Source organism: Arthrobacter sp. DMZ02-1R (genome assembly GCF_057747935.1).
The window spans coordinates 933,952-947,369 of the sequence record NZ_CM173230.1 but is presented as its reverse complement, the minus strand read 5'-3'; the positions used below and the strand labels follow the sequence as shown (position 1 = coordinate 947,369).

At 63.0% G+C, this 13,418-nt stretch carries 14 protein-coding genes; 5 read left to right on the top strand and 9 right to left on the bottom strand.

Going from position 1 to position 13,418, the window contains the following annotated elements:
* Positions 1-73: 73 nt before the first annotated feature.
* The gene (locus AC3ANQ_RS04465) at positions 74-2,908 is read right to left on the bottom strand and encodes a fibronectin type III domain-containing protein (protein WP_488304003.1); all 2,835 of its coding nucleotides are present in this window, start codon (positions 2,906-2,908) and stop codon (positions 74-76) included.
* Positions 2,909-3,737: 829 nt separating this feature from the next.
* Here AC3ANQ_RS04465 and AC3ANQ_RS04460 point away from each other — a divergent pair.
* The 5 genes from AC3ANQ_RS04460 to AC3ANQ_RS04440 all read left to right on the top strand — a co-directional run bounded on the left by AC3ANQ_RS04460 (position 3,738) and on the right by AC3ANQ_RS04440 (position 8,128).
* A complete protein-coding gene (locus AC3ANQ_RS04460) occupies positions 3,738-3,887 on the top strand; it encodes a hypothetical protein (RefSeq protein WP_488304002.1) in 150 nt (49 codons plus the stop codon).
* Positions 3,877-5,196: a glycosyltransferase family 2 protein gene (locus AC3ANQ_RS04455; RefSeq protein ID WP_488304001.1), complete on the top strand. Its 1,320-nt coding sequence runs from the start codon at positions 3,877-3,879 to the stop codon at positions 5,194-5,196. The genes AC3ANQ_RS04460 and AC3ANQ_RS04455 overlap by 11 nt, the downstream gene beginning before the upstream one ends.
* Positions 5,189-6,778: a polysaccharide deacetylase family protein gene (locus AC3ANQ_RS04450; RefSeq protein ID WP_488304000.1), complete on the top strand. Its 1,590-nt coding sequence runs from the start codon at positions 5,189-5,191 to the stop codon at positions 6,776-6,778. The genes AC3ANQ_RS04455 and AC3ANQ_RS04450 overlap by 8 nt, the downstream gene beginning before the upstream one ends.
* A gap of 145 nt (positions 6,779-6,923) precedes the next feature.
* Complete coding sequence (locus tag AC3ANQ_RS04445) at positions 6,924-7,946, top strand: hypothetical protein (protein ID WP_488303999.1); 1,023 nt, start codon at positions 6,924-6,926, stop codon at positions 7,944-7,946.
* Positions 7,940-8,128 (top strand): hypothetical protein, encoded by a 189-nt coding sequence (locus AC3ANQ_RS04440; RefSeq protein ID WP_488303998.1) that lies wholly within the window; start codon positions 7,940-7,942, stop codon positions 8,126-8,128. The genes AC3ANQ_RS04445 and AC3ANQ_RS04440 overlap by 7 nt, the downstream gene beginning before the upstream one ends.
* Before the next feature lie 142 nt (positions 8,129-8,270).
* On the opposite strand, the gene AC3ANQ_RS04435 is transcribed toward AC3ANQ_RS04440, so the two are convergent.
* The 8 genes from AC3ANQ_RS04435 to AC3ANQ_RS04400 all read right to left on the bottom strand — a co-directional run bounded on the left by AC3ANQ_RS04435 (position 8,271) and on the right by AC3ANQ_RS04400 (position 13,418).
* Positions 8,271-8,870: a P-loop nucleotide/nucleoside kinase family protein gene (locus AC3ANQ_RS04435; protein WP_488303997.1), complete on the bottom strand. Its 600-nt coding sequence runs from the start codon at positions 8,868-8,870 to the stop codon at positions 8,271-8,273.
* 104 nt (positions 8,871-8,974) lie between these two features.
* Entirely contained in the window at positions 8,975-10,270 is a 1,296-nt protein-coding gene (locus AC3ANQ_RS04430; RefSeq protein ID WP_488303996.1) for an MFS transporter, read from the bottom strand.
* 128 nt (positions 10,271-10,398) lie between these two features.
* Positions 10,399-11,046: a bifunctional 4-hydroxy-2-oxoglutarate aldolase/2-dehydro-3-deoxy-phosphogluconate aldolase gene (locus AC3ANQ_RS04425; RefSeq protein WP_488303995.1), complete on the bottom strand. Its 648-nt coding sequence runs from the start codon at positions 11,044-11,046 to the stop codon at positions 10,399-10,401.
* Positions 11,047-11,100: 54 nt separating this feature from the next.
* The gene (locus AC3ANQ_RS04420; RefSeq protein ID WP_488303994.1) at positions 11,101-11,634 is read right to left on the bottom strand and encodes a DinB family protein; all 534 of its coding nucleotides are present in this window, start codon (positions 11,632-11,634) and stop codon (positions 11,101-11,103) included.
* A gap of 44 nt (positions 11,635-11,678) precedes the next feature.
* Positions 11,679-11,870, bottom strand: coding sequence for a hypothetical protein (locus tag AC3ANQ_RS04415; protein WP_488303993.1), 192 nt, complete (start codon positions 11,868-11,870; stop codon positions 11,679-11,681).
* A 71-nt stretch (positions 11,871-11,941) separates the two neighbouring features.
* Positions 11,942-12,364, bottom strand: coding sequence for an arsenate reductase ArsC (locus AC3ANQ_RS04410; protein WP_488303992.1), 423 nt, complete (start codon positions 12,362-12,364; stop codon positions 11,942-11,944).
* Complete coding sequence (locus tag AC3ANQ_RS04405; protein WP_488303991.1) at positions 12,361-13,071, bottom strand: aquaporin; 711 nt, start codon at positions 13,069-13,071, stop codon at positions 12,361-12,363. The genes AC3ANQ_RS04410 and AC3ANQ_RS04405 overlap by 4 nt, the downstream gene beginning before the upstream one ends.
* Complete coding sequence (locus tag AC3ANQ_RS04400; protein ID WP_488305258.1) at positions 13,068-13,418, bottom strand: ArsR/SmtB family transcription factor; 351 nt, start codon at positions 13,416-13,418, stop codon at positions 13,068-13,070. Before AC3ANQ_RS04400 ends, AC3ANQ_RS04405 begins: the two co-directional genes overlap by 4 nt.

Genomic DNA, 13,418 nt, shown 5'->3' with positions numbered 1-13,418 from the left:
GCTGACACCGCTATTTACAGTCCCCACGGTCACCGAACTGCAACTGCACCGGGGACTAAAGGGACCCCGTTGTTTAGCTGTTGGTGAGGGTGACGTCGTCGAGGTACATCCAGGTGTCATCCGCCGGGCTGGTGCCGTCGAGGTGGACGTTGAACCAGAGCGTGATGGTCTGGCCCTTGTACGCGGAGAGGTCCGCGCTGACTTGGGTCCAGGCGCCGTTGTTGCAGAGCTTAAAGAGGCTCGCCAGGGTGGTGCCGCCCGTGCTGCGGACCTGTGCTTCCATCCAGTCCCACTGGCACGTGACGGTGCCGCCGCAGTCGCCGTCATCGGTGTGGGGCTGGTACCAGAAGGACAGCGTGGACGTCCCGGTAGCCGGCACCGTGATGGTCTGGGACAGGCTGCTGTCGCCCAGGGGCTCCGCCCCGGATGCCAGGCCCAGCAACGCGGAACCTGTCCCGCTGTGGGCGACAGCGGAGGCCACGGGTGCCCTGACGCCGCCGGTGGTCCAGGAAGTGAGCCCGGATTCGAACCCGCCGTTGGTGATGGCCGAGGATGTCGTTCCCGTGGGAGTGACCGGCGCCGACGCCGCCGACGCCGGGGACGTGCCGACAGCGTTCGTGGCCGTGACCGTGAACGTGTACGCGGTGCCGTTCGTCAGGCCGGTCACGGTGGCGGTCGTCGCGGGCGGGTTTCCGGTCACGGTGACCGGTGCCAGGGAGGTGGTGCCGGCGTGCGGGGTGACCGCGTAGGAGGTGATCGGAGAGCCGCCGTCGGCCGGCGCAGTCCAGGACACCGTGGCCGAGGCGTTCCCCGCCGTCGCGGTGACCCCGGCGGGGGCCGCGGGTGCCGTCGGCGTCGTTTGGTTGTTGGTGAGGGTGACGTCGTCGAGGTACATCCAGGTGTCATCCGCCGGGCTGGTGCCGTCGAGGTGGACGTTGAACCAGAGCGTGATGGTCTGGCCCTTGTACGCGGAGAGGTCCGCGCTGACTTGGGTCCAGGCGCCGTTGTTGCAGAGCTTAAAGAGGCTCGCCAGGGTGGTGCCGCCCGTGCTGCGGACCTGTGCTTCCATCCAGTCCCACTGGCACGTGACGGTGCCGCCGCAGTCGCCGTCATCGGTGTGGGGCTGGTACCAGAAGGACAGCGTGGACGTCCCGGTAGCCGGCACCGTGATGGTCTGGGACAGGCTGCTGTCGCCCAGGGGCTCCGCCCCGGATGCCAGGCCCAGCAACGCGGAACCTGTCCCGCTGTGGGCGACAGCGGAGGCCACGGGTGCCCTGACGCCGCCGGTGGTCCAGGAAGTGAGCCCGGATTCGAACCCGCCGTTGGTGATGGCCGAGGATGTCGTTCCCGTGGGAGTGACCGGTGCCGACGCCGCCGACGCCGGGGACGTGCCGATTGCGTTGGTGGCGGTCACCGTGAAGGTGTAGGCGGTGCCGTTGCTCAGCCCGGTCACGGTGGCGCTGGTCGCGGGCGGGTTTCCGGTCACGGTGACCGGTGCCAGGGAGGTGGTGCCCGCATGCGGGGTGACGGCATACGAGGTGATCGGAGAGCCGCCGTCGGCCGGCGCAGTCCACGACACCGTTGCCGAGGCATCCCCCGCCGTCGCGGTGACCCCTGTTGGCGCAGCAGGCGCCGTCGCCCCGGGGGTGACGTCGATCATGGAGTAGTCGTCCGTGGTGATCGATCCGCTGGATTGGATGTTCAGTCCGTAGCTGATACCCGAGGCGCCTGCCGGAAGAGCCGGTGTGGTCCAGGTTGTCTGGGTCCAGTTGCCGCTGGCGTTGAACAACGGGCTCGCCGTCCAGTAGGTCCAGTATCCAGTTCCTGTCCGGTAGTAGACCTCGAACTGGGTGATGACGTTGGACTTGTACCAGGCACTGAGCTGATAGACATGGCCTGGAGTGCCCGTAGGCGAGCAGCCGCCAAGGTCCAGGGCCGGCAGGAGCTTCGCGTCACCGCTGACGTAGCCGCTCAGTCTCAGAAGCTCTGCGTTGTTGCCCGTGTGGCCAGGCGAGACCACCGAAAAGCTGGGCGTGTTGGTGCCGAACCCACCCGCAGCCCAGCACAGCGGAATCCCGCTGGTAAGCGTCTCCAAGCTCGGGTTCTGGATCATGTTGGTCCCCGGGGGAGGGGGCGGGGGCACGGCAGGACCGGAGACGAGCGGCTGGACGGCGCCACCGATTACCTGGTCAACAGTCTTCACAGCAACGCCGCCTGCCGTCTGTTGCTGCGCCAGCCAGGTCGTGAATTGGCTGAACAGATCGGGGCTGATGGTGAGCGTCGGATCGGTCCCCACCGCGATGTGGTGGAAGGTCAACTGAACCCAGCCACCGCCAGCGGCCTGGGCCTTGGTCACGGAGTTCTCAAGGTTGGCCAGCGTCCACGTGCCGTTCACTTCCTCCGGTGCTCGCGTGTCATAGGGATTGGCGGGCGGGATGGTTTCCGCCGCCGGGAGCCCAGTGGCGTCCTTGCTGTAGAGGTCCCCGAGGCCACGTGCGCTGTTGAACCCGCAATTCTTCACGATGGTCTGCACCGCAGGATCCAGGGAAGCGAAAGGGTAGGCAAAGCTGGTGACCTTGAAGCCCATGTTGGCCAGGGCGACCCTGCCGTTGCACACCTGGCGCGTCACTTCATCCGAGGTCAAGGTGACCAAATCGGGGTGGGTGACGGTGTGCCCGGCAATCTCGTTGCCGTCCGCATAGAGTTGCTGCAAGTTCGCCGAGGTCAAATAGCCGGGTTGATCGATCCGCCCGGAGGTCAAGAAGTAGGTGCCGTGAAGCCCGAGGCTCTTCATCGTGGCTGCGGCAGTCAATTGGTCGGTGTTGCCGTCATCGAAGGTCAGCGTGATGACGGTGCTTGCGGCAGCATGGGCCGGCAAAGCAAAACCGCTGAGTAGTGCTGAGACCATCGCGACACAAGCTCCAGCCGCCATCCAACGGGCGCCAGCATGCCTGGTGGCCGCCTTCCTCTGCATTTTCAACTTTGTCGGGGTTCGAGGGCATCGCCGGGTCGAGAACATTTCACTCACAGTCCAATCGAACGCGGAGGGACCCGCCAAGCATGGGGTGGTCCCCCACAAGACCTGCGCTGACCTTACGGCCCCACATCCAGCCACGTCGCGAGTGTGCCTCACCCGATAGGGCGCCGCCCTTAGCCAGCGAGCACTCTAGAGTTCGTTAACGAATCACAGCGCTCGAATCAGCGGCGGCCGGATGTGTGTTCTGTCACCGGGCTCAGCAGCGGAGGAGGATCAACAGGGCCGAAATGAGGGCAACGGCGCTTCTGGCGGTGGTCTTGGTGGTGGTCAAGGGGGCAGTGCTTATCTTCCTCAAATCCCGTTTCAAGAACTCAAGTAGTCCTTCGGCACTCTGGCGTACTGCCACCGCGAAAAGACGGGTAGCCGACACTCGCGTTCCACACAGGTCCCCTTCATAGGCTGGCTCTGGTTGTCAGGCTCCGCCTCCGGGGGATACGGGCACCACACCTCAGCCACGCTTGGCATAGCGGATAGGGAATCGAGCACTCAAAAGGGGTAGACATGTGCGCAGCTATCGCCACGTCCGGATTCCTTAGATCCCATTCGTGGAAACCAAGTAGTCTCACCACTTTCCTCAACTAATTCCCTGCTAACCCGCTAGTGCATACAAGGGATCCAGGCCTGTGGGCGGCGCCACTTACTGCTCGTGCTCACTAAATCCCGGAAGGCCGTGTGCTCGACTCAAGGAGGAACGAGGCCCTTGCTCACCGATTACATCGCAAACACGCAATCAGACGATGTTGGCCTGCTCGACTGGATTATTCTGGCAGGGTTCTCTCTCTCCGTAGGTGGCGCAGCGGTTTACCGCCTGCTGGCCACATGGAACGGCTGGTGGACCGATGATGAGTAACCAGTTCCGCAGATCCGCAGTCTCGGCGCTTGTCCTGGCTACGCTGGGCGTTGTTACCTTGGTGGTCCATCACCAGACTCATGACTTAATTCTGCTCGCTTATTGGTACCTGGGCGCCTCCGTCATTGCGGCATGCCTCATTGCGTTTGTCATCGGGCGCCGGTATACAAATAACCCGGTCGCGCCCGGTCGGGTTCTTTGCATCGTCCCCTCATACAATGAGGATCCGCAGGCCCTACATGACACAGTTATGGCCATCCTCGCGCAGACCGTCCCCGTGGACATCATCGTCATTGATGACGGGTCCCAGATGCCTGTGGTTCCCTCTGTGAATCATCCCCGTGTTACTTGGTTGCGGCAGGAAAACAAAGGCAAACGCGGCGCCCAGGTGAAGGTGCTGCGGCGCTTCGATCGAGCCGAGTATCAATTCATCATGACGGTGGATTCCGACTCCGCACCCTATCCGGACGCTTGCGAGCACTTGCTCCGGGCCATGTCTAACCCCCGCATCCAAGCAGCAACTGGCATGATTTATGTTCGCAACCACGGCGCCGGCTGGGTGACACTCGCGGCAGACATTGACATAGGCACCTCATGCGTCATGATGCGGGCCTCCCGATCCATGCTTGGCGCGCTCGAAACGACGTCCGGCGCCCTGGCCCTCTATCGCAGCGACCTGCTCTATGACCACCTGGATGCATATGAGGTGGAATGCGGCACCGGAGATGACCGCTGGCTCGCGCTGCGGGCGCTGCGCCGCGGCGAGGTCGTCGCCGTCGCCGAAGCCGGGGTGGAAACAGACATGCCGACCACACTCAATGGCACATACAGGCAGAGACTGCGCTGGGCACGGTCCTGGTGGTGGATGCTGCCTTACGTATTTCGGCACATGACGCTTAAGAAACTTGTGAGTCCGCTGTACGGGCTCATGCAGCTTCTCATCGCCCCTGCCATTGTCATGTACATTTTGGCTGAAACCGTGCTCTCTGTTGGCGGCCGCTATGCCGGGCACGGCCAGGTTCTGGCCATATACATTGGCGCGTATGCGATCGTGCGCTACGCCGGGTCTGCCCTGTACCTCATCGGGCGCCCGAACTTATCGAAGCGGGAGAAGCTGCTGTGCTGGCTAGTTGGGACACCTGGAGCAATTATCCTCAACATATTTCTTCTGACCCCGATCCGCTACATCGCGCTGGGAAAACTCATGGATAACCGCTGGCAGACACGCGAACTCGACACGGCCGGGCTCGCCCGCAGCGTACCTAGAACGACGATCCCACAAGACGAACGGGGGAAGACCTATGCGTGAGCAGCAATGGAGTCCAAGCTCTTCCTTCGCCTTGACCACGGCACCGGCCATAGGGCGTTCGAAACGGCACCCCCTGGCCCTGGCCACGAGGTATCTATGCGCCGCCCTCGTGGCGGTGATGTCCCCGTTCAACGCAATGGCCGCGCCTCAGACGGCAACTGCCGCGGAGAAAATACCGCCGGTCCGAACTGTGGTATCGCTCACGTTTGACGACGCCTTCGCCTCTGTCGAGGCCGCACGACCTAGCTTAGCTCGACACAATATGCACGGCACTTTCTACATCCCGAGCGGGCTAGTGGATCTGCCAGGCAGGCTTACCTGGGCACAGATCGAGGAGCTCCAGGCTGAAGGAAACGAAATCGGAGGCCACACCGTCAACCATTTCCACCTCGATAAGCTTGACCAGCCCGAGCAGGCACGCCAGATCTGCGACGACCGCGTCGCCCTCGCCGCCCATGGAATTAACGTGACTTCCTTTGCATATCCTTACGATGGATTTAAAGCAGAGACTGAAACGATCGTAAAGAACTGTGGATACAACAGTGCCCGGTCCGAGGGCGGCTTCGCAGGTAGCTGCCAATCCGTGTGTCCGTACGCCGAGTCCACTCCAGCGGACGACCCATACAAGGTCCGCACCGCATCCCCCGTCGTTACAACCACCGGGCTTCCAGCCATCGAGCAGCAGATCACCGACGCTGAGGCACACGGGGGTGGATGGGTTCCGCTCGTGTTTCACGACGTCTGCGACCAATGCTCCGATATGGCCATCTCCCCGGCTAATCTTGAAACCCTTCTCAACTGGCTTCAGTCAAGAGCAGCCGTTGGAACGGTAGTCCAAACCGTTGCACAAGTGGTCGGAGGAAACGTACTGCCAGCGGTGGCAGGGCCAGTGGATACCCGTCCTCTCGGCCAACTAGTCAACGCCTCACTCGAGACTCCGGCCGAGGCCGGTACAGGTTCCACGCCTGCCGTCGCCAGCCAGTGCTGGACAAGTACCGGGTACGGGGACAACACTGCGTCCTGGGCCCGGGTACCTGAGGCCCACTCCGGTGCGTGGGCAGAGCAGGTGACGATACAGAAGTACACCTCAGGCGATCAAAAACTGATTATCCGGGAAGACAGCGGGTCATGTGCACCCGCGGTCACTCCCGGCCAGGCGTATACACTGAGTGCTTGGTACACTTCTTCAGCGCCGACCCGAATTTTGGTCTTTTATCGGACAAAGACGGGCGCCTGGAAGTACTGGGTCGAATCACCTCAGGCTCCCCCCTCTACGACGTGGCGGCAGGCAAATTGGCAGACACCGCCCCTGCCTGCGGAAGCCACGCGACTTAGCTTCGGATTACAGCTTGCAGCCGCCGGAACGCTGACCACCGACGACTACGCCTTGACAGCCTCCGATGCCGGCAGCGGGACACCTGCGGGCGCCGAAAGTAGTATGATACTGCCATCCGACGGGGTATTCGGTCTCCTGACCGGAGGGGCACTCCTTGCCTTTGTCGGCTTCCCCACGGTAGGTTTCCTGGGTTGGCGTTGGATAAGGCAGAGGCGGACTCGCTCCCTCACCGCGTTGGTGCCCTGACGGCCCGTTGTGACCGGCTTTGTCACAAAGCCGGATCACCATACACCGGAGAAAGCGCATGAGCAGGTTCGCCCCCTCGGGCCGTGCCCGAAGGCCTGGTTGCCGCCTACCGCGCATCATCCCCCGAATTGGGCGCGGAAACACCGTGAACACCCTCTCGATCCTGATCACGATACTGACCCTCGTTGGGGGAGCGTTCCTCCTCTCAGGTTCAACGGGCACCACTCCCAACGCGTTAACTCCGACGTTCCCATTGGGCAAAAACGTGCGCGGGGGATGGAATCTCGATACCCCGGAACGTGTCGAATCGGCAGCATCAGCCGGCGTTACTGTCGCCTTCCTCTATGGGGCCCCACCCCAGCCGGCCAGCTCACTGGGAACAGCCCTCATCCGCAATCAAATGCGCGTCGTCAGCGCCGAGATTTCGGACCTCGTTTCCGCATATGAGTGCACCCGAACCCATACCGTGGCACCCAAGCCTCCAGGGGAGCCGCGGGACGACTATTGCGGCTCGGACCCCCACTATACGCTTCCGCATTTACTTTCCGATGTCCGGGCTCTAGTCCAACGGGACCGGAACAATCCCCTCGTCGCTGGCTTCTGGGTCCTTGACGATACTCCCGACTGGGATTTTGGCAGCCTGCGTGAAGTGCTGTCCGCAATCCGCGCCATCATCCCACCCGAGAGCCCGGCGATCTGTGGCTTCAGCGCTAGTCTCGAACCACATGGTGACGACCTCTGGCAACCCGGGTTCGCAGCAAACTTCTCACCGGAGGGGTGCAACATGGTGGCGCCGTACATCTACGCGGATTCACGCAACCCTAATGACACAGCCCCATCCGGCATCGATTGGTCAATGCAGCATCTTCTGCCAAAAATGAAGGCAAGCCTGACCCAGTACGGCTGGAACCCCGCCAGCCAGCCATTGCTCGGCATAGGGCAAGCTTGGGGCGGACAAAAAACGAATAGCGGCGCCGTCACTTACCCGCCGGGAGCCGCCGAAATAGTGATCCAAGCGAAAGCATACTGCGCAGCCGGAGCCCAAGGGATCGCCTGGTATGCGTGGACGGTATCAGGACTGAGTAACATTCAAAGCCCCGAGAATACCCAATCAATCCGTCAGGGCGTACTCGAGTCCGTCGGCGTTTGCAAGAACGCCGGATGGTAGTCGGCATCACGACGCCGTCAATGGACAAGGTGGAAGTGAAACTGGCCGCACTCGGCATTGTCGCCGCGGCAATGGTGATCTTCATCGGTTTCGGCATCCTCAACCCGACCTTCCTCACACTCAACAACCTCGGAGACGTCGAAGTATCGGCCTTTGTCAACGCCGCCATCGGCACGGGCTGACCTTCGTCACCGGAGGGATCGATCCGTCCGTCACTCGCGAGCTTTGTCGGTGTCTTCTCAGCCAATCTCATGGTCAATGCCGGAGTCGCCCCAGTGCCGGGGCTCCTGACCGGTCTCGTCTTCGGCTTCGTTGCCGGTGCATTTATTCAGCCGGCGGGTCGGCGGGCGGAACAGCGCCGACAGCGACAGCACGGTCGAGGAGTTCGACGTCGATCGCGTCGCCGCTGTTGTCGAGGTCGACGTGGCGGGCACCTTTCCACGCGCAGGCGTTGGCCTGGGATGCCGTCCAGAATTGCTCCCAGTTGTTGAGTTTCCACTCGTCGCGCTCATATCCCCGGGCTACAAGGCGCTCCCTGACGGCCTCGCCATCGGTTCGAACATGCACCACGATCAGCTCGGCCTCAGGCCAATGGTGCTCCCGCCGGGCGTTGATGAGGTAGTCCGGATCAGTGAAGAACTTGCCAAAGGGAGCGTCCAGGACCACGGAGCGGCCGATGCTCAGGTTGTCCCGGGTGAGGTCCAAAATGGACGCGTACTCCAGCGGCAGGATGGCCTGCTGGTAGAACTCGTTGTTGTCCCGCTCGTTCGGATCGGAGCCGTTGAGCGTCAGCAAAAGCTCTGTGAATCGCTTGGTGGCGGTGTCCTTGTCGATGTAAGCGGCACCGTAGTGTTCGGCGAGGAGCTTGCTGACGCTCGACTTGCCGGAGCCCGCCGGCCCGATCACGAAAAATACCTGCGGCATGGTTGTCTTCAACTATCTGTTCAGCATTGAACCCTGGATCAAAATCTTTCAACAAAGGGCTGTGGCGGGTGGGCGTTGTTGCCGTCCCCGCCACAGCTCTGAGGCTAGGCCGTGACTGAGGCCCGACGGTCCTTGACGAAGAAGCCGTAGGAGAGTGCACCCACAACCAACAGGACTCCGCCGATCAAGAAGACGAAGGTGTAGTTGCCACCGGTCTCGGTGAGGATGAAGCCCGTGACGATCGGGGCGAGTGCCGCACCGAGAAAGCCGCCGAAGTTCTGGATGGCGCCCAAGGATGCTACCTGCGTGGGTTCTGCGATGTCCGCGGCCAGCGTCCAGAGGACACCGATCGGCACCTGGGCGGCGAAGTAACCGACAGAGAGCAGGACGATGGCCAGTGCGGAGTTGTCAACGTAGGCAACGGGCAGGACGGCTGCGGCTGCGAGGAGTGCGCCTCCGACGATCGGGAGCTTGCGGGCGGTGACGGTAGGAATGCCGCGGCGGATGGCCCTGCTGGAGATCACGCCGCCGGTCAGCACACCGATGATGCCGCAGAGGAACGGAAGGGCTGCGAGCCATCCACTCTGGCTGAGGCTGAAGCCACGCGCGGTCTGCAGGTAGCTCGGGAGCCAGGTGAGGTAGACCCACACCGTGTAGAAGATGCCGAACGCGCCCAGAACCATGAACCAGGTGTTCTTCTGCTTGAGCAGTTCACCCCAGCCGGCTTGCTTTTCCTTGGGCTTGGACTGCTCTTCGAACTCGGCACCCTTGATGAGGAACTGTTCCTTGAGCGTGGGGTCACGGTAGACGCGGAGCCACACGAGGGCGACGATCACGCCGAGGGCGCCGATGACGATGAACATGCCACGCCAGGTCATGGTCAGCAAGAGGAAGGTCAGCAGCGGCGGCGCAATCGCGTTGGCAATCTGCGAGCCGGTGTTGACGATCGAGACGGGCAGGGCGCGCTCTGTCTTGTTGAACCAGCGGTCGGCGACCTTCAGCCCGGAGGTGAAGAACGGGGATTCGGAGATACCCAGCGCCACGCGGGCGGCATACAGGAAGCCGAAGGAGTTGGCGAGGGCGGAGAGCATCGAGATGATGGACCAGAGTCCGGCCGCCCAGGCGAACATGCGCTTGGGACCGTATTTGTCCACGAGGTAGCCGGCCGGCAGGTTGGCGATGGCGTACGGCCACGAGAATGCCGAGAGCAACAGCCCCATCTGGAGCGCATTGAGGCCGAATTCCTTGGCAATCGTGGTGTTCGCGATGCTGAGGTTGTTTCGGTCCAGGTAATTCACGATCCCGCCGATGACCAGCAGAGCTACCAGGTACCACCTGATTCTCACGCGCCTCAGGGGCTTGGTGTCCGTGGCGTCTATATCTGCTGATGCTTGGCTCATGCAGCTCACTCCTTTGTGTTCTGACCGACAGTCTTTGTCGGGTTGTGCTTTCGCCGGCTCCTGCCGGGTCTTGTTTGCCGGCCGGTGCCGGACTCCGGCTGCGCCGGGTTGTGGATCGCGGGTTTCGGCTAGCGCCGGGCTTCGTCGATCGCTGCGAGGAAGGTCTGTGCAGCGCGGGCAACCAGTCCGTAGTCGCCGTCGTTCTGGGCCGCCTTTGTCACAAAACTTCCCACGCCGACGGCGGTCACACCGGCGTCGAACCAGGCGCCGACATTCGCAGGGGTTACTCCGCCGGAAGGCATGATGGGTGCCTGCGGAAGTGGCGCCAGGATGGTCTTGACGTATGAAGGCCCGCCCAGTTCAGCGGGGAACAGCTTGATGATGTCCGCCCCGGCTTCCAGGGTGTTGACGACCTCCGTGGGGGTGAAGGCTCCGCTGGCAGTGACGGCTTGGTAGCGGTTTCCTGCAGCGATCATCTTCGGGTTGAGCTGCGGGCTGACCAGCAACCGTGCACCCGCCGAGATGGCTGCGAAGGCGGCCTCTGCGTCGAGCACGGTCCCGGCACCGATCACGATGCCTTGGTCCCCGTACTTGTCGGCAAGCCGCTCGATGACTCCCAGTGCGCCGGGAACAGTCAACGGGACCTCCACTGCACGGATGCCGCCCTCGATGGCAGCTTCAGATACGCGGTAGGCCTCGTCGGCACTGTCCAGGCGGGCAATCAGCAAGGCGCCGGTGCGGACGATGGTCTCTAGTACTTCGAATTTGGTTAACATTGATTAAGAGATTACCCCAAATATTCACAAATCGGAACAGTCTGTGAAAACTTGTTAAGAGGGGTGCGGCGACCCGAGGCTCAGCTGCTTGGCGTGGAAGTCGAAATGCTGTGTGGCATAGGCGTAGGTGTCCGCCAGCGTCATGTCAGCTGTGAAGTAGGGATCCCACCGGGTGGGGAAGGGCGCGGACCGGGCCAGGGATTCCGGGGTTTCGCGTTCGAGTCGGCGGGCCAGCGCGGTGATCGTCTTTTCGAGTTTCCGGCCCATCCGGTGCCGGTTATAGACCGTGGCGGCTGCAACGGATCCCCAATAGTTCACGACGTCGAACGGACCTGTGACGGCGTTCAAAGCGGCAGCGAAGCCCCTGCTCCAGGAGCGGGGCAAACGGCTGATGAACCGGACCAATGGCAGAAGCGCCCGGACAATCATGTATCCGAAGACCATGTGGAAGAGCAGTTCCTCGTTGGTCCAGCGGGTTCCGTTACTCTTGCGTTGCAGATCGGCTGCCGTCGCGGTCTCCAGCCAACTGGCCAGCTCCCGGCAGGCACGCCTGTATCCGGCCACGGTTGCTTCCCGGCCCGGATCCATGGCTCCAGTGTCCCGCAATCGACCGCGGAAGAAACGCCGGCGGCTTAGTTTTCCACGAGTTCGGCGTACAGCTTGTGGACCCGGGACTTGATGTCGTCCCGGACCAGGCGCATGCGTTCCATTCCTTCAATGCCGCAGGTGGAGGGTTCCTCGGGTTCCCAGTTCTTGAAGCGGGGCGGTTCCTGCTTTAGCAGCAGTCCAGATCGTCGTCGCAGCAACCCGTGTCGGTGCAGCATCCGGTATCCATCCAGTTCACCCCCTCTCCGTCTTTCGGCTCAGGTGCGTGTGGGTTCCCTGACCCGGGACGTTATTTCGCGGCGGGGGCGAGGGACTCGATCAGGCCCTCGATGCGGGATTTGATCTCGTCCCGGATAGGGCGGACGGCGTCCACGCCCTGGCCGGCCGGGTCTTCCAGGACCCAGTCCTCGTAGCGCTTGCCCGGGAAGTAGGGGCATTCGTCGCCGCAACCCATGGTGATGACGACGTCGGATTCCTTCACGGCCTCGGTGGTGAGGATTTTGGGGATTTCGGCGGACATGTCGATGCCCAGCTCGGCCATGGCCTCGACGGCGGCCGGGTTCACCTTGTCCGCGGGCTGGGATCCGGCGGAGCGGACCTCGATCCGGCCCTCGGCCAGCGTGGTGAGGAACGCCGCGGCCATCTGGGAACGGCCAGCGTTGTGGACGCAGACGAAGAGAACGGAGGGCTTCTTGACGGTTTCAGTACTCACGAGAGGACCTTTCGATCGGGCGCGGCCAAGGCAGGCGCGGCCAAGGCGGGAACAGATGGGTAAAGGGCGCGGATCAGGAAGAACCCGGCGGCGCCGCCCAGCAGCTGGGCGAGGATGAACGCCGGTGCGGAGGCCGGGGCGATCCCGGCGAAGGTGTCGGTGATGGTCCGGGCAACGGTCACGGCCGGGTTGGCGAAACTGGTGGAGCTGGTGAACCAGTAGGCGGCGGCGATGTAGCCGCCGACGGCGAACGCCACCCTTTCGACGCGGCCGGAGCGGATGGTGCCGAAAATGACCAGGAGCAGCCCGATGGTGGCGATGATCTCGCCGAGCCACAGCCCTGTCCCCGCACGTTCGTGCGCGGACAACGTCACTGCGTCGAGACCGAACATCAGGTTGGCGATCACGGTCCCGGCCAGGCCTCCGGCGAACTGGGCGGCGATCAGTGCCAGCGCGGTGGGCGTGTCCAGCATCCCGAGCGCCCGTTCCACCAGCGTGACCACGGGGTTGAAAGATGCCGAGACCGGCTGCAGGGCCAGGATCAGTGCCACCAGCGCCGCGCCTGTGGCGATGCTGTTCTGCAGGAGCTGCAGTCCGACGTCGTTCGGGGACAGGCGCGTGGCCATGACGCCGGACCCGACTACGGCCATGACCAGGAAGGCTGTGCCGGCGAACTCCGCGACGGCGCGCCGTCTCAACACGCTCACCGGCTCTTTCCCCCGATGAGTGCGGCGAGGTTTTCCAGGGCGTCGGTGCGAGCGCGGTAGTAGACCCAGACACCGCGCTTTTCGCGCTCCAACAGCCCCGCGTCGTGCAGGACCTTGAGGTGGTGGCTGATGGTCGGCTGGGACAGCTCGAAGGCGTCGTTCAGATCGCACACGCAGGCCTCGCCGCCCTCGTGGGACGCCACCAGGGACATCAGCCGCAGCCGCACCGGATCGCCCAGCGCCTTCAGCAGCGGCACAATTCCCTCAGCTTCCGATTCCGAGAGCGGTTCCCTGGATAGGGGCGAACAACACGCCACCGCCTGGACGGGCGTTAACTCCAAAGACAT